The organism is Kitasatospora sp. NPDC127035 (genome assembly GCF_042726075.1).
In the GTDB taxonomy this organism is placed as follows: Bacteria; Actinomycetota; Actinomycetes; order Streptomycetales; family Streptomycetaceae; genus Kitasatospora.
In genome coordinates this window covers 61,963-79,876 of the sequence record NZ_JBHXDN010000013.1, presented here as the reverse complement: position 1 = coordinate 79,876, position 17,914 = coordinate 61,963, and the positions used below count along the sequence as shown (strand labels likewise).

Genomic DNA, 17,914 nt, shown 5'->3' with positions numbered 1-17,914 from the left:
CTCCGGCACTGCCGGAACCGGCCATGACCGGGAGCGGAAGCGAGCCGTCTCGCCCCTCGGAAACCCCCCGCCCGACCCGCACCCCCTTCACTAGGCTGCGCCGATGGAGAGCCCCACCGGCGGCGACGCCACCCAGCTCTACGCCCGCCTGCTCGCCGAACCCGGCCGCCCGCCCGCCGCCACCGGCCCCGACTGGGACGAACCGCGACTCGCCGCCGCCACCGCCGAACTGCTGGCCCTCGGCCTGCTCCAGCCCACCGCCGCCGGGGATCCCCCCGGCCACGCCGCCGTCTCCGTCGACACCGCCGTCCGCCAACTGCTGATCGACGCCGACGAACAGGTCACCGCCCTGGTCGGCGCGCTCCACCGGGCCCGCGACTCGGTCGACCGCCTGCACACCCGCTACCTCCCCGTCCAGCACCGGCACCGGACCGGCAGCGCCCTCGAACTGGTCAGCGGCGCCGAACGGATCGCCGCCCTGCTGGAGGACGCCGCCCGCGGCGCCCGCACCGAGGCGCTCTCGCTCCGCCCCGGCCAGGACCTCTCCGGGGCCGCCCTCGCCGGCAAGCTCGCCCGCGAGCGGCTCGCCCTCGCCCACGGGGCCGCGCTGCGCACCATCTACCCGGCCGCGGCGCTGCGCCGGCCGGCCGTGCTCGCGCACGTCCGGGAGCTGACCGCGGCCGGGGCGCGGATCAGGACGGCCCACTCGCTGCCGCTCTGGCTGATCGTGGTCGACGCCCGGCTGGCGATCCTGCCCGCCCCGGGCGCCGGGCCGGGCGGGGACGCCCCCGCCGCCGAGGCGGCGGTGGTGGTGCGCGAGCCGGCGCTGGTCGCGCTGGTGGCCGAACTGTTCGAGTACTTCTGGTCGGCGGCCTGCACGCCGGTCGAACTCGTACCCGGTGCGGAGGAGATGACGGATCGGCACGGCGCGGTGCTGCGGCTGCTGGCGGCCGGGCTGACCGACGTGGCGATCGCCCGGAAGCTGGAGGTGTCCGAGCGGACGGTGCGCCGGCTGGTCGCCGAACTGACCGCCGGCCTGGGTGCGGAGAGCCGCTTCCAGGCCGGCGTGTACGCGGCCCGTCTCGGCCGCGTCTGACCGCCCCGGCCCCGGCCGGAGATACGGCCCGAGACGGCCGGGGCGGGCGGGGGCGGTGCGGCCGGGCGGTCGGACGCGGGCCGGGTCAGCGCCGGTTGGGGACCGGCAGGCCGAGGTGGTCGCGCAGCGTCGTCCCGGAGTACTCGGTGCGGAACACCCCGCGTTCCTGGAGCAGCGGCACCACCCGGTCGACGAACCCGTCGAGCCCGCCCGGGGTGAGGTGCGGGACGAGGATGAAGCCGTCCGCCGCGTCGCTCTGCACGTAGGTGTTGACCTGCTCGGCGATCGCCTCCGGGGTGCCGATGAAGGACTGCCGGCCGGTCACCTCGATCACCAGCTCGCGGCTGGTGAGCTTCTTCTCGGCGGCCACCGCGCGCCACTTGGCGGCGATCTCCAGCGGATCGCCGAGCGTGGTCCGGCCCTTGACGATGCCGGAGTCCGGGAGCGGGTCGACGGTGGGCAGCGGGCCGTCCGGGTCGTGGTCGGAGAGGTCGATGCCCCAGACCTGCTCCAGGTAGCCGATCGTGGTCGCCGGGCTGACCTGGGCGCGCCGGATCTCGGCGGCCCGCTCGACGGCGTCCGCCTGGGTGTCGCCCAGGACGTAGGTGACCCCGGGCATGATCTTGAGCTCGTCCGGCTTGCGCCCGTACGCGGCCAGCCGGCGCTTGACGTCGGCGTGGAACGCCTGGCCGGCGGTGAGGGTGTGGTGCCGGCTGAAGATGACGTCGGCCGTGGCGGCGGCGAACTCGCGGCCCTCGTCGGAGTCGCCGGCCTGGATGACGACCGGGTGCCCCTGCGGCGGGCGGGGCACCGAGAGGGTCCCCTCGACGTCGAACTGCGGGCCCTGGTGGCGGACGGTGCCGCCGTCCGTCGCGTCCCAGAACTCCCGGGCCAGCTGGACGAACTCGGCGGCCCGGGTGTACCGGTCGGCGCGGTCGAGGTAGCCGCCGCGGCGGAAGTTCTCGCCGGTGAAGGCGTCCGAGGAGGTCACCACGTTCCAGGCGGCCCGGCCGCCGGACAGGTGGTCCAGCGAGGCGAACCGGCGGGCCAGTTCGTAGGGCTCGTTGAAGGTGGCGTTGACGGTGGCGGCCAGCCCGAGGTGGGTGGTGACGGCGGCGAGCGCGCCCAGCACGGTGATCGACTCGGGGCGGCCGACCACGTCCAGGTCGTGGATGCGGCCCTTGACCTCGCGCAGCCGCAGGCCCTCGGCGAGGAAGAAGAAGTCGAACCGCCCGCGCTCGGCGGTCTCCGCGAGCCGGCGGAAGGAGCTGAAGTCGATCTGGCTGGCGGACGCGGGGTCGGTCCAGACGGTGGTGTTGTTGACGCCGGGGAAGTGCGCGGCGAGGTGGATCTGCTTGAGCGGGCGGTCCGTCATCGGGTCACCTCGGCGGGAGCGGCGGGGGCGGCGGCGTCGTTGCCGGCGGCGGGGGTGTGGGTGATGGTGGCGGCGACGGCGTAGCGGCCGGCCGGGCGGGCCAGGCCGAGGTGGTCGCGCAGGGTGCGGCCGCTGTACGCGGTGCGGAACAGGCCGCGCTCGCGCAGCGCCGGGACGACGCGGTCGGCGACGGCGGCGAGGTCACGGGCCGGGTCGGCGGGCACCAGGTGGAAGCCGTCCACTCCGCCGCCGCCCTCGGTCACCTCGGTGACCAGCGCGGATGCGGCGGCGTCGTCGGTGAGCACGGCCGGGATCCTGGCCAGGATCCGCAGGGACTCGCCGCCGCGCAGCCGAAGTTCGGTGGCGGCGGTCAGCCGGGCGGCCCGGTCGGGGGCGTCCAGGAGGACGACGTCGGCGTACCGGACGGCCGTGTCGACCCGGGCGCGGCCCCCGGCGGTGGCGTCCGGGGCGAGGTCGGAGGCGGAGACCGTGACGGCGACGACCGGCCGGCCCTGCGGCGGACGCGGGGTGATCGAGGGTCCGCGGACCGAGAAGTGCGGCCCCTCGAAGTCGATGTAGTGCAGCTTTTCGCGGTCGATGAACCGGCCGGTGGCGGTGTCGCGGATCTCCGCGTCGTCCTCCCAGCTGTCCCAGAGCCGGGAGGCGACCTCGGCGGCGTCGGCCGCCTCGGCCCAGAGCTCGTCGGCCGGCGCGGTGCCCTTGCGGCCGAAGGCCTTCGCCTCGGCCTCGGTGTCGGAGACGCCGACCAGCCAGCCGGCGCGGCCCTCGCTCACCCAGTCCAGGGTGTTGACGGATATCGAGGTGTGGAACGGCTCGGTGTGGGTGGTGGTGACGGTCGGCACCAGGCCGAGGCCGCCGGTGACCGGGGCGAGCCTGGCGAAGGTGGCGAGCGCGTCGAGCCGGCGCGGCTCGGGGGTGTAGGAGTCGTCGAGGGTGACGAAGTCGAGGGTGGCCCGTTCGGCGAGGTGGGCGAGGGCCGTGAAGTGACCGGCGTCGACGTGGCCCGGACTGTCGAGGGCGGCGGAAAGATGCAGCTGGCGGGGCATGTGTGGCCTTGACTTTCCTCGTACGGAAGCGGTGCGTGCGGAGGCGGTGCGCCGGGCCGCGAGGTGCGCGGACGCGGTGCGTACGGACGCGTGGTGTGCCGTGCGGGCCCGCCGCGCGCGGGTTCGCGCGCGGTGCGGCCGGGCGGACGGCGGCAGCCCCGGGTCACGGGCGGTACGGGAGGGGGTGCGGCCGGGGCGCGGCGGGGACGTCAGCGGCGCGGCGGCGGGGGGAACGCTCGGGTCAGGCGCAACACGCCGCGGACCACACGCGACCGAAGTCGATGTGGCTGCGGGTGACCAGCATGCGAGGGGCGTTCACCGCTTCAGTTGACCAGCGATCTTCCCGGTTCGTCAACCACCGTCTCACCGGGCGGCCTCCGGTACGAGACACGGGCGGTCTCCGGTACGAGACACGGACGGGACCCGGGCGGGGCCGTGAGCGGCGTCAGGTGGTTCCCGGCGTCAGGCCTTGGTGACGTCCTCGATCTCGTCGTCGTCCTCGCGACCGGGGGTCTTGAGGTCGAACTTGACGATCGCGAAGCGGAAGAGGAAGTAGTACAGGGCGGCGAACGCCAGGCCGAGCGGGATGATCATCCACGGGTCGGTGGCCTTGTTCCAGGCGAGCAGGTAGTCGATCAGACCGCCGGAGAAGGTGAAGCCGTCGTGCACCCCGAGCGCCCAGGTGAGGGCCATCGAGACGGCGGTGAGGAGCGCGTGGATGACGTACAGCAGCGGGGCGATGAAGACGAAGGAGAACTCGATCGGCTCGGTGACACCGGTGACGAAGGAGGTCAGCGCCAGGGACAGCATCATGCCGGTGACGGCCTTGCGGCGGTGCGGCTTGGCGGTGTGGGCGATGGCGAAGGCGGCGGCGGGCAGCGCGAACATCATGATCGGGTAGAAGCCCGACATGAACTGTCCGGCGGTGGGGTCGCCGGCGAAGAAGCGGGTCAGGTCGCCGTGCACGACGGTGCCGTCGGGCTTGGTGAAGTCACCGGTCTGGAACCAGGCGAAGGAGTTCACGAACTGGTGCATGCCGACCGGCAGCAGACCACGGTTGACCAGGCCGAAGGCGCCTGCGCCGAGCGCGCCGGCCCCGATCAGGGTGTCGTTCAGGCTCTTGATGGCGTCGCCGATCGGGCCCCAGGTCAGGGCGAAGAGGACACCGACGGCGGTGCCGACGAAGGCCATGATGATCGGGACGAGACGGCGGCCGTTGAAGAAGCCGAGCCAGTCGACCAGCTTGGTGCGGTGGTACTTCTGCCACAGCACGGCGCTGAGCAGACCGATCACGATACCGCCGAGCACACCCGGGTTCTGGTAGGTCGGGGCGACCCACTTGCCGTCCGTGACGTGGCCCTCGGTGATCGGGAACGCGGTGAGCACGTTCTTGTAGACCAGGAAGCCGACCAGGGCGGCGAGGGCGGTCGAGCCGTCGGCCTTCTTGGCGAAGCCGATGGCGATGCCCACCGCGAAGAGCAGCGGCAGGTTGTCGAAGACACCGTTGCCGGCGGTGGCGAACACCGCGGCGACCTTGTCCCAGCCGAGGCCGTCCTTGCCGAAGACGTCGTCCTGGCCGAGGCGCAGGAGCAGACCGGCGGCCGGGAGCACGGCGATGGGCAGCTGCAGGCTGCGGCCGATCTTCTGCAGACCCTGGATCAGGTTCTGGCCGAACTTCTTGGTGGGGCTTGGCGTGGCCGGAGCCGCGGCGGGCGCCGGTGCCTGCGCAGACTGACTCATGGGGGTGGGTTCCTAACGGCAAGGGCGGGTCGGTCGGGGGACAGGCACAGGGGGCCGAACCGCGAACTGGTCTACACCACACGTGGTGTAGACCAGTTTTGTAGCACGGGTGGAGAAGGGGGGGAACCCCCGAAAGCGCTGCTGATGGGAAGCGCTATGAAATCGAAACCTACTTGCGGATCGACGATCATGATTACCCGCGGTGATTGGGATTTTGGCTATTTGCGCAACAAAAAGCCGGGACCCCCGGCAGGCCCGGCCCGCAGGGCCGTCGGAGGCCGGACGGGAGGCCCCCCGGGAGCCCCGGACGGCCCCGGACGCGGGGGAAGGGCGGGCGAGGGTCCGCCGGAGGACGGCGGGGGATGTGGCCGAGGTCGCGGCGGCCGGGGGAGCCGGGCCCGAGCCGGCCCGCCCCGGACGGTCGCGGCCCTGCGGGGCGCCGGTGTCATGTACCCCCCTCGCCGGGCACCCGGTAATCGTCGTCGGGATTGCTCCCCGGTCCGCCGCCGCGATCTCTTCGCGCGGGAAACCGGAGGCGAAACGGCAGGGCGGCGGTGGTGGCGGATTGCCCGGCGGTGGTTCTCGGCGGGTTGTGATCTTCCCCCCACCCGGACCCCCCGGCCGCGGTCCGCGGGCGCCGTGCCCGCCGGGTGTCCCCCTGCGGCCCACCCGTTGCCCTCCTGTGCGGGCCCCGTTGCCCGTCGACGCCCGCCCGCCGTGCCCGCCGGTGCTGTCCGGGTGCCGCCCGGGCGCAGGCCGGGCGCGGTCGGGGTCGTGGTCCTGTCCCCGAATTTCCGGCCCCGGAATTGTCCGGAGTTTCGTGTCGGGACCAAAGGCCCGCCCCGGATAAGCCGAAAGCCCCCGGACCGGTCGTCCGGGGGCTTTATCGGATAGCTCGTGGTGACGCTCGGTTTATGCCTTGGTCACGTCCTCGACCTCGTCGTCGTCCTCGCGTCCGGGCGTTTTCATGTTGAATTTCACGATGATGAACCGGAACAGCACGTAGTACACGACGGCGAAGCAGAGCCCGATCGGGATGATCATCCAGGGCTTGGTGGCCAGGCTCCAGTTGATCGCGTAGTCGATCAGGCCGGCCGAGAAGCTGAACCCGTCGTGTACCCCCAGCCCCCAGGTGACGGCCATCGACGCGCCCGTCAGCAGCGCGTGCACCGCGTACAGCGCCGGGGCGACGTAGGCGAAGGAGTACTCGATCGGCTCGGTCACGCCGGTGACGAAGGAGGTCAGGCCGACCGAGAGCATCAGGCCGTAGATCTCCTTGCGCCGGTGCGGTTTGGCCGCGTGGGCCATCGCCAGGGCGGCGGCGGGCAGCGCGAACATCATGATGGGGAAGAAACCGGAGGTGAACTGGCCCGCCGTGGGGTCGCCGGCCAGGAAGCGCGGGATGTCGCCGTGGACGACGGCGCCGTCCGGTTTCGTGAAGTCGCCGAACTGGAACCAGACGAAGGTGTTCAGCAACTGGTGCATGCCGATCAGCAGCAGTGCGCGGTTGGCGAGACCGAAGATGCCCGCGCCCCACGCGTCCAGGTCGGCGAGGGTCTGGCTGAAGTCGTTGAAGGCCCGGCCGATCGGCGGCCACGCCCAGACCGCGATGACGGCGACCACCATGCCGACCAGGGCGGTGATCATCGGCACCAGGCGGCGCCCGTTGAAGAAGCCCAGCCAGTCCACCAGTCTGGTGCGGTGGAAACGCACCCAGAGCCACGCCGACAGCAGACCGATCAGGATGCCGCCCAGCACGCCCGGGTTCTGGTATGTCGCCGCGGCCGCCTTGGCGGAGGTGAAGTCCACGCACTGGTTGCCGACCAGCACGGTCGGCAGCTTGCAGTCCTCCGGGAAGGCGTGCAGGACCTGGTAGAAGACGAGGAAGCCGACCACGGCCGCCAGCGCGGTCGAGCCGTCCGCCTTCTTCGCCATGCCGATCGCGACGCCGATGCAGAACAGCATCGGCAGACCGAGCGAGGAGTCCAGCAGCGCGCCGCCCGCCGCCGCGAAGACCTTGGCGACGTTGTCCCAGCCCAGGCCGTCCTTGCCGAAGACGTCCGGCTGACCGAGCCGGTTGAGGATGCCGGCGGCCGGGAGCACCGCGACCGGGAGCTGGAGCGAGCGGCCCATCTTCTGGAGGCCGCCGTAGAAGGTGTGCCACCACGCGGTCTGCGGGGCTGTGGCGCCTGCCGAACTCATCCTTCGCCCTCCGAGAGCAGTTGCCGGCCGCGGGCCCCCGGGGGGACCTTCGGGCAGGGCCAGGAACACCCGGGGCTCTTCCTGCGTTCATCGGAGTACACATATATTGGTGTAGACCACTTCGGGACGCAGGCCGCGAGCACCGGGAGCACGAACCCCGCTGATCGTCATCCTCGGACGGCGGTCCGGGGCATGCGCGCCGGAATGGGCCAAAAGTGGACTAACGTGGCATATCGCTCCGGATCGGGTCATGCTGGTCGCGCTGCCGGGCAGCACGACACGGCATGACGCGGTACGACCGTCGGCTGACCTCGCGTCAGCACCGAACCGGACCCATCACCCCCCGACCTCCGGCCGGGGACGGCAGCACAGCGCACGACGGCACCCGGCAGAGCAGCCGACGGGCCGAGACAGAGGGAGAAAGCAATGGCCAGCAAGGCTGAGAAGATCGTCGCCGGTCTCGGCGGCATCGAAAACATCGAAGAGGTCGAAGGCTGCATCACCCGCCTGCGCACCGAGGTCAAGGACGCCTCCCTCGTCGACGAGGCCGCGCTGAAGGCCGCCGGCGCCCACGGCGTCGTCAAGATGGGCACCGCGATCCAGGTCGTCATCGGCACCGACGCCGACCCGATCGCCGCCGACATCGAGGACATGATGTGAGCTGAGCCCACCAGGCTCACCACCCCTCGGCCCGCCCGCCCCCGTGGCCGGCGGGCCGAGGCACGCCCGGACCCGAACGCGGCCCGGATGCACCCCGGGACACCGCCCGGACGCACCCCGGACACGGGCCGGACGGGCACGGCGCCACCGCCCCTCCGGGCGGCCCCCACCACCCGTTCGGACCCCCGCCACCGCCCGCCCCGCCCCCCGGCCACCGCCCGCCCCGGGCGCACCCGGGACTCCACGGGGCGTACCCGGACCACCCGCCGAAACCGGCTACGCTCGGTGCCTATGTCACGCATCGACGGCCGCACCCCCGACCAGCTCCGCCCCGTCACCATCGAACGGGGCTGGAGCAAGCACGCCGAAGGCTCCGTCCTCATCTCCTACGGCGACACCAAGGTGCTGTGCACCGCCAGCGTCACCGAAGGCGTTCCGCGCTGGCGCAAGGGCAGCGGCGAAGGCTGGGTCACCGCCGAGTACTCCATGCTCCCGCGCGCCACCAACACCCGCGGCGACCGGGAGTCCGTCAAGGGGCGGCTCGGCGGACGCACCCACGAGATCAGCCGGCTCATCGGCCGCTCGCTGCGCGCCGTCGTCGACCACCGGGCGCTCGCCGAGAACACCATCGTCCTCGACTGCGACGTCCTCCAGGCCGACGGGGGCACCCGCACCGCCGCGATCACCGGCGCCTACGTCGCCCTCGTCGACGCCGTCGCCTGGGCGCGTGACAAGAAGATCCTCCGCGCCAAGGGCCAGCCGATCACCAGCGGCGTCAGCGCCGTCAGCGTCGGCATCATCGACGGCGTCCCGATGCTCGACCTCCCGTACGAGGAGGACGTCCGCGCCGAGACCGACATGAACATCGTCTGCACCTCAGACGGCCGCTTCGTCGAGGTCCAGGGCACCGCCGAGGGCGCCCCGTTCGACCGCGCACTGCTCGACCGGCTCCTCGACCTCGGCACCCTCGGCTGCGCCGAACTCGACGAGATCCAGCGCAAGGCCCTCGGCTCCCTCGAAGGCTGAGGTCTCGGTTCCGCTTCGGTTCCCCAAAACCCCCGGGCTCCGGCCTCGGTCGCTGTACAGGCCGGGTCCGGAGCCCGTACGGTTCCCGCAGCACCCGGTTGCGGGAACCGTGCACCCTCGGCGCGCGTCCTTCCCTTCCGGAAACCCGCGCACCGAGGAGGACCGGATGCCCCAGAGCATCGCCCGCCCCACCATGCTCGCCGTGGCCGGCCTGATCGCCATCCTCCCGCTCAGCGCCGTGAGTTGCGCGGCCGCCCAGAAGGCGCTCGACTGCGGCAACACCGCGGTCAAGATCACCGGTGACATCACCGAGGTCAGCAACGCCTACAGCAACGCCAGCAACGACGCGGCCGCCGCCGGGCAGGCGCTGCAGAAGCTCAAGAACGACCTCGACCAGCTCGGGAAGAACTCCAAGGACACCGACGTCTCCCAGGCCATCACCGACCTCTCCACCCAGGTCGACAAGGTCCAGCAGGCCGTCAACAACAAGCAGGTGCCGGACCTCAAGCCGCTCGGCGACGCCGCCTCGAACCTCACCAAGGTCTGCACCGGCTGACGTCCGGTTAGGGTGGTTTCATGACCACCCGACTCATCCTCGCCACCCGTAACCAGAACAAGGTCGTGGAGCTCCGCGACATCCTCGGCAGCGCCGGCCTGGACGTCGAACTGGTCGGCGCCGACGCCTACCCGGAGATCCCCGACGTCCGCGAGACCGGCGTCACCTTCGCGGAGAACGCGCTCCTCAAGGCCCACGCCCTCGCGCAGGCCACCGGCCTGCCCGCCGTCGCCGACGACTCCGGCCTCTGCGTCGACGTCCTCAACGGCGCCCCCGGCATCTTCTCCGCCCGCTGGGCGGGCAAGCACGGCGACGACCGCGCCAACCTCGACCTGCTGCTCGCCCAGCTCTCCGACATCGACGCGGTCCACCGCGGCGCCCACTTCTTCTGCGCCGCCGCCCTCGCCCTCCCCGACGGCACCGAGCGGGTCGTCGAGGGCCGCCTCCTCGGCACCCTCCGCACCGAGCCGTCCGGCGACGGCGGCTTCGGCTACGACCCGATCCTCCAGCCGCTCGGCGAGACCCGCACCTGCGCCGAACTGACGCCGGCGGAGAAGAACGCCATCAGCCACCGCGGCCACGCCTTCCGCGCCCTCGCCCCGGTGGTCCGGGACCTGTTGGGCTGAGTACGGCCGGGAGAACGACAATGTCCCGTTGACCTTCGATTCGAAGGTCAACGGGACATTCTGCTCGGTACGCCCGGTGGGACTCGAACCCACGACAATACGGACCTAAACCGTACCTCTCTAGCCAGCTGGAGTACGGGCGCATACCAGAGCTAGCGTACCGGCTCACCGTCCGGTGGGCCGCACCTTTCTGTCCGGCCTTCCGGCCGATCCTTTCGCCGTGCGGCGCCCGCACCCCCCGGAGCGGCCCGCTCCTTGTTCCGCCCGCAGTAGGTCGGCGTGATGGAGTGACAGTTCGGACAGAGCAGCCGGAGGTTCTCCCGCCTGTTGTCGAGCCAGTCGCCGTTGAGGTGGTCGACCTCCAGCGTCATCGGGAGCCCGAGCCAGACCGGGGGCGTGTCGCACATGTCGCAGCGATCCGGGTGCCCGAGGTGGACGAGCATGGCCCGGAGGCGGTCGCCGGGGACCCGGTGGCTTCCCGGTGGACGCTGGACGAGCAGCTCCTCGGCTCTCTTCCGCGGCCCCGTCCGTTGCCCCCTGTTGTGCGCCTGCCCGGTGAAGTGGCCGGTGTCGATTCGGTGGAAGGCGATGCTCTCCCTGACCAGGGTGCGGGAGTTGCCGCCGTCCACCATGCCGAGCGCGAGTATGACGCCGCGGAAGCTCCGGTTGGTCGCGACTGCCTGTGTCAGGACCTCGCGGGGGATCGCTGCGGCCCTGCGGCCGCCGTCGCCCCGGAAGGTGAAGTGCGAGGTGTCGATGCCGAATTCGGCCAGTCGCTTCTTCAGGTACGAGTACAGGCTGTCGTAGGGCGTCACTCCCAGGTGCACCATCATCGCGTTGATGCTGTCACTGTTCGCAGCGGCCTCGGTCAGGGCTTCGCGCGAGTACCGGCGACGCCCGTAGTCCGGGCGGCCCTCGTTGAAGTGCGAGGTGTCGATCCCGTAGTGCCGCAGCCGCTTGCTCAGGTAGCTGTGCGTGCCACCCGCCATCGGTACGCCGAGCCGCCGCATCATGTCGTTGATGCTGGTCGACTCCGCGGCGACCGAGGCCAGCAGCTCGTGGGTGTATCTGGTGACCGGCATGGTGTTCCCCTTCGGGCGTGTGGGCCCGTCCCCCGTGTGGGCGAACGACCGGCCGGTCGTCCGGTCACGGGCTCACCACCAGTACGTGGGGTAGCGGCGGTTGCGGAGGCGGGCGGCGGCGAGGCCGGTGAGGGTGAGGAGGGCGGCGGCGAGGGCCAGGAGCGGGAGGAAGTGGCGGGGGTCCGGGGAGGTGAGGGTGACGATGACGGCGGTCGCGGCGGCGGGGGAGTGCGGGGTGCGGGCGAGGGTCATGACGCCGAGGGCGAGGCCGCCGGCGATGGCGGCCGACCAGTAGGCGGGGGTGGTGAGGGCGAGGACGGCGTAGCCGGTGAGGGCGGAGAGCAGTTGGCCGCCGATGACGCTGCGGGGTTGGGCGAGGGGGAGGTCGGGGGCGCCGGCGATGAGGGCCATGGAGGCGGCGAGGGGTGGGATGAGCAGGGGGTGTTCGGTGAGGGTGCCGAGGGCGGCGAGGAGGAGCAGGGCGGTGACTGCGGTGGCCGTGGAGGCGAGGACGGCGGTGGCGGCGGGGCGGGCGGGGGCTCGGCTGGGGAGGGGCACGGCGGCGGATTCCTAACGCTTGTTATGGGCTTGTAGCGTTAGTTTGCTCGGCTTGGCTAGCGGATGGCAAGCCGCGTTACCGTTAGGTATGGGTATGGGCAGGGATGTGGTGGAGCACGGTGCGGTCGACGGGATGCCGGTCGACGGTGAGCACGTGGCGCTGGACCTGGTGAACAGCACCTTCGTTCGGGGCGGCCTGCGCGGCCACCTGGTGGACGTGCTGGTGGAGCCGGCGGATCTGGCGGCCTGGGTGGAGCGGCATGCGGACGGGCTGGATCCGGCGAGCGCGCCGGCCGGGGAGCTGGGTCCGGCGGAGCTGGCGGCCTTCCGGGAGCTGCGGCGGGCGTTGCGGGCGGTGCTGACCGCGGTGGTGGCGGGCGGGCCGGCGGCGGAGCCGGACGTCGCGGTGGTGAACGAGGCGCTGCGGGCGGCTCCGGGGTGGGCGGAGCTGCCGCCGGGGGCGGTGGGGCGGGCGGTGCCGCGGAGTCTGGCGGGGGAGCGGGGGAGGGTGCTGCTGGCGCGGGTGGCGCAGGCGTCGGTGGAGTTGCTGACGGGGGAGCGGCGGGAGTCGGTGAAGGCGTGTCCGGCGCCGGGCTGCATCCTCTTCTTCCTGCAGCAGCACGCGCGGCGGGCGTGGTGTTCGACGTCCTGCGGGACACGGGTGCGGGTGGCCCGGCACAGCCGCCGACGTGCGGAGGAGTGAGCGCCGCGGCGATCCGGGACGTGGTCCGGAGGGGGGCCTGGCTGACCGTCGACAATCGGCCGTTCGACCGGCGATGTTGGGGAATTGATTACCAATTGGTACAGACCTATTGACCTATGTGGTTCAGACCACATAGCTTCAGCGCCAATCTGCTTTCCCCCACTGTGCGTGCTCCCCCACAGGCACGCGCCGGCACTCTGCCCGGAGGACCGAGTGTTGATCCGATCCACGGCTGAGCGGCGTCCCACCGCTGCTCGCCGTTCCACGAGCCCGGCGGCCCGCGCCGGCCTGGCCTCGCTGGCTGCCGCCGCCATGGCCGGCCTGCTGGTGGCCACGCTGGGCGCGGCGCCCTCCCAGGCGTCCGCCACCGTCGACAACGCGGCCTGTCGTCCGGACGGTCAGTACGCCACGCCCGGCGTCGACGTTCCGTACTGCAGCGTCTACGACACCAACGGCCGCGAGAAGATGGGCGCCGATCACCAGCGCCGCATCATCGGCTACTTCACCGGCTGGCGTACCGGCAAGGACGGCACCCCGCCGTACCTGGTGAGCGACATCCCCTGGGACAAGGTCACCCACCTCAACTACGCCTTCGGCCACGTCGGTTCCGACAACAAGCTGTCGGTCGGCACGGACAACGACAAGAACGAGGCCACCGGGATCTCCTTCCCCGGCGTGCCCGGCGCGGAGCTGGACCCGTCGCTGCCCTACAAGGGTCACTTCAACCTGCTGACGAAGTACAAGAAGCAGTACCCGAACGTCAAGACCATGATCTCGGTCGGTGGTTGGACCGAGACCGGCGGGTACTTCGGGGACGACGGCAAGCGCGTCAACTCCGGCGGCTTCTACTCGATGACCGTCAACCCGGACGGCAGCGTCAACCAGGCGGGCATCGACTCCTTCGCCACCTCGGCCGTCGACTTCATCAAGAAGTACGGCTTCAACGGCGTCGACGTCGACTACGAGTACCCGACCTCGATGAAGGACGCGGGCAACCCGCTGGACTGGCAGCTCGCCAACAGCAAGCGCGGTTCGCTGGCCAAGGGCTACGCCGCCCTGATGAAGACGCTCCGCGAGAAGCTGGACCGGGCGGGCGCCACCGACGGCAAGCACTACCTGCTCTCGGTCGCGGCCCCGTCGTCCGGCTACCTGCTGCGCGGCATGGAGACGTTCCAGATCGCGCAGTACCTGGACTACGTCAACATCATGTCGTACGACCTGCACGGCGCCTGGAACAAGTACGTCGGCCCGAACGCCTCGCTGTTCGACGACGGCAAGGACGGCGAGCTGGCGGCGGCCAACGTCTACGGCACCGGCCAGTACGGCGGCATCGGTTACCTCAACACCGACTGGTCGTACCACTACTTCCGCGGCGCGATGCCCGGCGGCCGGATCAACGTCGGTCTGCCGTACTACACCCGCGGTTTCAAGAACGTGGTCGGCGGCACCAACGGCCTCTGGGGCACCGCCTCGGCGACCACCTGCCCGGTCGGCTCCGGCCTGACCGCGTGCGGTGACGGCGCGGTCGGCATCGACAACATCTGGAACGACAAGGACGACGCGGGCAAGGAGTCCCCGGCCGGGTCGAACCCGATGTGGCACGCCAAGAACCTGGAGAAGGGCATCCTGCCCGACTACCTCTCCAAGTACGGCGTGAAGGACACCGCGCTGACGGGCACCTACGCCCGCAACTACAGCTCCGCCCTGGTGGCGCCGTGGCTGTGGAACGACGCCAAGAAGGTGTTCCTCTCCACCGAGGACGAGCAGTCGGTGGGCGCCAAGGCCGACTACATCGTCAACCAGGGCGCCGGCGGCGCGATGATCTGGGAGCTGGCCGGCGACTACAAGTGGGACGCGGCCGCGAACGGCGGCAAGGGCCAGTACGTCCCGGGCAACACGCTCACCTCGCTGATGTACGACAAGTTCAAGGCGGCCTCGCCGTACGGCGCGATCCGCTCGACGACGGCGCTGCCGCAGCAGACCCTGCCGATCGACGTGTCGTTCACCAACTTCGCGCTGGGTGACTCGAACTACCCGATCAACCCGAAGATCCACATCGTTAACAACTCGACGCTGACCCTGCCGGGCGGCACCGAGTTCCAGTTCGACTACAGCAACTCGGCCCCGGGCAACGCCAAGGACCAGTCCGGCTTCGGTCTGACGGTCATCAAGCAGGACCACACCGGGTCGGGCAACGTGGGCGGCCTCAAGGGCACCTACAACCGCGTGTCGGTCAAGCTGCCGGGCTGGCAGTCGCTGGCGCCGGGTGCGTCGATCGACATGGACTTCACCTACTACCTGCCGGTCTCGACCCCGTCCAACTGGACGGTCAACGTGGGCGGCACGCTGTACGGCCTCAAGGGTGACCTGACCCGCGGTGCGGTGAACGGCGGCACGCCGACCCCGACCGTGACGCCCACCGTGACGCCGACGGTCACCCCGACCGTGACGCCCACCGTGACCCCGACCGTCACCCCCACGGTGACGCCGACCGTCACGCCCACCGTCACGCCGACCGTGACCCCGACCACCGGCACCTGCGCCGCTGCGCCGAGCTGGGACGCGGCCACCACCTACGCGACGCCGACCAAGGTGTCGTGGAAGGGCCACTACTACCAGAACAAGTGGTGGACCAAGGGCGACGACCCCGCCGCCAGCGGCGCGTGGGGAGTCTGGAGCGACCTCGGGGCCTGCTGATGACAGCGGTCTCCTGAGGTGAGAGACGGCGGTGGCGGTGCACCCGGTCGGGGGGTGCGCCGCCACCGCTGCGTCGTGCCCGGGGGCGCCCCGGGACCCGGCCCCGGCCGCTACTTCTCGATGTCGCCGCGCATCCCGGCGAAGAGGGCCGCGGCCTCGGCGGGGGTGCTCTTCGGGAACAGGGCCACGCCCGCCGTGGAGGCGTCGGACCAGCCGCAGAGGACGTCGGTGGTGGGTGCCGCCGGAAGCTGCAGGCACTCCAGCGAGCCGCCGAGCGGGCCGGCCGCGTACGGGACGCCGGAGGTCGGGTCGCCGGTGGAGCCGTGCTGCTGGGCGTAGTCGATCAGACCGCGCCAGAGGTGCTCGCGGCGCTTGGCCGGGTCCTCGGGGACGTTGTCGACGGCGACCAGCAGGATCCGGCGGCCGGAGGTCTGTCCGGCGCGGTCGTAGTTCGCGACCACCAGGTGCATGCCGTCGCGCATCTCGCCCGGGTCGACGGGGACGTCGGAGACGGCGTCCGGGCCGGTGGTCCTGGCCAGTCCGCCGGCCGTCCGGGCCTCGACGACCTGGCGCTTGCCGGTCGGCGCGGTCGGCGCGGTCGGCGAGGTCGGAGCGGTCGGCTTGGCGGAGGCCGGGGACGGCGCGGTGGGCCGAGCGGTGGTCGACGCGGTCGGGGCGGCGGGCTGCCCGGCAGACGGGGTGCTCACGGGCTCGGTGGTCGGCCTGGTGGGCGGCGGCGGCACGGCACTGTCGTCGTTCTCCGGTCCGCAGGCGCTCAGTGCGAGGACGGCGGCGACCGCGCCGACGACGGCGAGGCGGGTGACGGAACCGGATCTGGCGCTCTGCACGGCTCACTCCAGGGGCGTGGCGGGACCCGGGCGGCGGGCCCGGTGAGCAGCACGCTAGGGCCCGCCGCGGACCGCCCGACAGGGCCTTCGCGGAGTGGGGACAGCACCGGGACGAGGCGGTGACGAAGCGGGCCCCGCCGCGTCCCGGTGCGGTGCGCGGTCTCAGGCGGTCTCGACCTTGAGGTCGCGCAGCAGCTTGGCCACGTGGCCGGTCGCCTTGACGTTGTACAGGGCGTGCTCGACCTTGCCGTGCTCGTCGACGATCACGGTGGAGCGGATCACGCCGGTCACGGTCTTGCCGTACAGCTTCTTCTCGCCGAACGCGCCGTACGCCTCCAGGACCTTCTTCTCCGGGTCGGAGAGCAGGGTGACCTTGAGGTCCTCGGCCTCGCGGAACTTGCCGAGCTTCTCCGGCTTGTCCGGCGAGATGCCGATGACGTCGTACCCCGCGCCGGCGAAGACCTCCAGGTTGTCCGTGAAGTCGCACGCCTGCTTGGTGCAGCCGGGGGTGAGCGCGGCGGGGTAGAAGTAGACGATCACCTTGCGGCCGAGGTGGCCGGCGAGGGACACCTCGTTGCCGTCGGCGTCGGACAGGGTGAAGGCGGGCGCGGTGTCGCCGGGCTGGAGACGCTCACTCACGGGGTTTCTCCTGGTGCTGGACGGGCGGTCGTACCACGGCCAACTTACCCCCGTTGGTGGGTGGGGCCGCGCGGGGCCGCCCGTCAACTGACACACTGGGTCAGTCGTAGGAGCAGGACAACATCAGTGAATGGGGTGGCCCGAGTGGGCGAGGCGAGCAGTACGGACAAGTCGGTGCGGACGACCGCTCAGATCGAGGCGGACATCTCCCGGACCCGCACCCAGCTGGCGGAGACCCTGGACGAGCTCGCCATGCGGGTCCACCCGACCACCATCTCCGCCCAGGTGAAGGCGAAGGCCGTGGCCACGGTCGAGGAGAAGGCCGGCCGGGCGTACGTGGCGGCCAGCGGGCTGGTCGAGCAGGCCCGGGCGCAGTTCGTGGACGAGAAGGGCCGGCCGCGCAAGGAGCGGATCGTCCCGGCCGCGCTGGTCGGCGTCGGCCTGGTGCTGCTGGTCGCCTCGGCCCGCAAGCGCCGCAAGGGCTGAGCGGGGCCGGGAGGCCGATCGACGTGGGCCGGGCACGGTTGTGCCCGGCCTCCCGCCTGTCGGGCTGCCGGCTGCCGGGCCGACCTCACACGGCGCGCCCGGGAGCGGTACCTTCGGGATCGTGAGTACGAACGACGAACCGACCCAGCTGTCCCGTTCCGCCGTGAGCGACGTGCCGCGTCACGACCGGCTGGGCGAGAAGCTGCCGATCAAGATGCTGCACGACCGGGTGCTGGTGAAGACCGAGATCGGCGAGGGCGAGCGGCGCTCGACCGGCGGCATCCTCATCCCGGCCACCGCGGAGCTGTCCAAGCGCTGCGCGTGGGCGGAGGCCGTCGCCGTGGGGCAGAGCGTCCGCTCGGTGGAGCCGGGGGACCGGGTGCTGTACGACCCGGAGGACAAGCTGGAGGTCGAGGTGCGCGGCGCGACCTACGTGCTGCTGCGCGAGCGGGACCTGCACGCGGTGGCCGCGATGCGTTTCGGCGACACCGAGGGATCGACCGGGCTGTACCTGTGAACCCCTGACCTGCGAACTTCTGACGCGGAGCCCCTG

At 71.8% G+C, this 17,914-nt stretch carries 17 protein-coding genes and 1 tRNA gene; 9 read left to right on the top strand and 9 right to left on the bottom strand.

Annotation, left to right across the window (positions count from 1 at the left end):
• The first annotated feature begins 103 nt into the window (after positions 1-103).
• Positions 104-1,096, top strand: coding sequence for a helix-turn-helix transcriptional regulator (locus tag ACFWIC_RS11575; protein ID WP_329952482.1), 993 nt, complete (start codon positions 104-106; stop codon positions 1,094-1,096).
• Positions 1,097-1,181: 85 nt separating this feature from the next.
• Here the strand turns inward: ACFWIC_RS11575 and ACFWIC_RS11570 are convergent, their stop codons facing one another.
• The 4 genes from ACFWIC_RS11570 to ACFWIC_RS11555 all read right to left on the bottom strand — a co-directional run bounded on the left by ACFWIC_RS11570 (position 1,182) and on the right by ACFWIC_RS11555 (position 7,480).
• A complete protein-coding gene (locus ACFWIC_RS11570; RefSeq protein WP_329952481.1) occupies positions 1,182-2,471 on the bottom strand; it encodes an LLM class flavin-dependent oxidoreductase in 1,290 nt (429 codons plus the stop codon).
• Positions 2,468-3,538, bottom strand: coding sequence for an LLM class flavin-dependent oxidoreductase (locus ACFWIC_RS11565; protein WP_380517940.1), 1,071 nt, complete (start codon positions 3,536-3,538; stop codon positions 2,468-2,470). Before ACFWIC_RS11565 ends, ACFWIC_RS11570 begins: the two co-directional genes overlap by 4 nt.
• Before the next feature lie 462 nt (positions 3,539-4,000).
• Entirely contained in the window at positions 4,001-5,278 is a 1,278-nt protein-coding gene (locus ACFWIC_RS11560) for a PTS transporter subunit EIIC (protein WP_329883631.1), read from the bottom strand.
• A gap of 912 nt (positions 5,279-6,190) precedes the next feature.
• Positions 6,191-7,480: a PTS transporter subunit EIIC gene (locus ACFWIC_RS11555; protein ID WP_329952479.1), complete on the bottom strand. Its 1,290-nt coding sequence runs from the start codon at positions 7,478-7,480 to the stop codon at positions 6,191-6,193.
• A gap of 426 nt (positions 7,481-7,906) precedes the next feature.
• Between ACFWIC_RS11555 and ACFWIC_RS11550 the strand changes: the two genes are divergently transcribed.
• From ACFWIC_RS11550 to rdgB, 4 genes are all read left to right on the top strand, one after another.
• Entirely contained in the window at positions 7,907-8,140 is a 234-nt protein-coding gene (locus ACFWIC_RS11550; RefSeq protein WP_238862766.1) for a glucose PTS transporter subunit EIIB, read from the top strand.
• A gap of 291 nt (positions 8,141-8,431) precedes the next feature.
• Positions 8,432-9,166, top strand: a complete 735-nt coding sequence (gene rph / locus ACFWIC_RS11545; RefSeq protein WP_329952478.1) for a ribonuclease PH — start codon at positions 8,432-8,434, stop codon at positions 9,164-9,166.
• 166 nt (positions 9,167-9,332) lie between these two features.
• Positions 9,333-9,722 (top strand): hypothetical protein, encoded by a 390-nt coding sequence (locus ACFWIC_RS11540; RefSeq protein ID WP_329883635.1) that lies wholly within the window; start codon positions 9,333-9,335, stop codon positions 9,720-9,722.
• Positions 9,723-9,742: 20 nt separating this feature from the next.
• On the top strand, positions 9,743-10,348 hold the full coding sequence (gene rdgB, locus ACFWIC_RS11535) for an RdgB/HAM1 family non-canonical purine NTP pyrophosphatase (protein WP_355399174.1): 606 nt from the start codon (positions 9,743-9,745) through the stop codon (positions 10,346-10,348).
• Positions 10,349-10,416: 68 nt separating this feature from the next.
• Here rdgB and ACFWIC_RS11530 read toward each other — a convergent pair.
• From ACFWIC_RS11530 to ACFWIC_RS11520, 3 genes are all read right to left on the bottom strand, one after another.
• Positions 10,417-10,491: transfer RNA gene (locus tag ACFWIC_RS11530), tRNA-Leu, on the bottom strand.
• 9 nt (positions 10,492-10,500) lie between these two features.
• Complete coding sequence (locus ACFWIC_RS11525; RefSeq protein WP_380517935.1) at positions 10,501-11,430, bottom strand: HNH endonuclease; 930 nt, start codon at positions 11,428-11,430, stop codon at positions 10,501-10,503.
• A 72-nt stretch (positions 11,431-11,502) separates the two neighbouring features.
• Positions 11,503-11,988, bottom strand: a complete 486-nt coding sequence (locus ACFWIC_RS11520; RefSeq protein WP_329952477.1) for an HPP family protein — start codon at positions 11,986-11,988, stop codon at positions 11,503-11,505.
• Positions 11,989-12,082: 94 nt separating this feature from the next.
• On the opposite strand from ACFWIC_RS11520, the gene ACFWIC_RS11515 reads away from it, so the two are divergent.
• Both ACFWIC_RS11515 and ACFWIC_RS11510 read left to right on the top strand, forming a co-directional pair.
• Complete coding sequence (locus ACFWIC_RS11515) at positions 12,083-12,691, top strand: CGNR zinc finger domain-containing protein (protein ID WP_380517932.1); 609 nt, start codon at positions 12,083-12,085, stop codon at positions 12,689-12,691.
• A gap of 312 nt (positions 12,692-13,003) precedes the next feature.
• Complete coding sequence (locus ACFWIC_RS11510) at positions 13,004-15,388, top strand: chitinase C-terminal domain-containing protein (protein ID WP_329952528.1); 2,385 nt, start codon at positions 13,004-13,006, stop codon at positions 15,386-15,388.
• A 110-nt stretch (positions 15,389-15,498) separates the two neighbouring features.
• Here the strand turns inward: ACFWIC_RS11510 and ACFWIC_RS11505 are convergent, their stop codons facing one another.
• Together ACFWIC_RS11505 and bcp are read right to left on the bottom strand one after the other, a co-directional pair.
• Positions 15,499-16,236 (bottom strand): hypothetical protein, encoded by a 738-nt coding sequence (locus ACFWIC_RS11505; protein ID WP_380517929.1) that lies wholly within the window; start codon positions 16,234-16,236, stop codon positions 15,499-15,501.
• Between the two features lie 162 nt (positions 16,237-16,398).
• Entirely contained in the window at positions 16,399-16,875 is a 477-nt protein-coding gene (gene bcp, locus ACFWIC_RS11500) for a thioredoxin-dependent thiol peroxidase (RefSeq protein WP_329883641.1), read from the bottom strand.
• 144 nt (positions 16,876-17,019) lie between these two features.
• Between bcp and ACFWIC_RS11495 the strand changes: the two genes are divergently transcribed.
• Both ACFWIC_RS11495 and ACFWIC_RS11490 read left to right on the top strand, forming a co-directional pair.
• Positions 17,020-17,361: a DUF3618 domain-containing protein gene (locus ACFWIC_RS11495; protein ID WP_380517926.1), complete on the top strand. Its 342-nt coding sequence runs from the start codon at positions 17,020-17,022 to the stop codon at positions 17,359-17,361.
• Positions 17,362-17,575: 214 nt separating this feature from the next.
• Complete coding sequence (locus tag ACFWIC_RS11490; RefSeq protein WP_329883752.1) at positions 17,576-17,878, top strand: co-chaperone GroES; 303 nt, start codon at positions 17,576-17,578, stop codon at positions 17,876-17,878.
• The last annotated feature ends 36 nt before the right edge of the window (positions 17,879-17,914 follow it).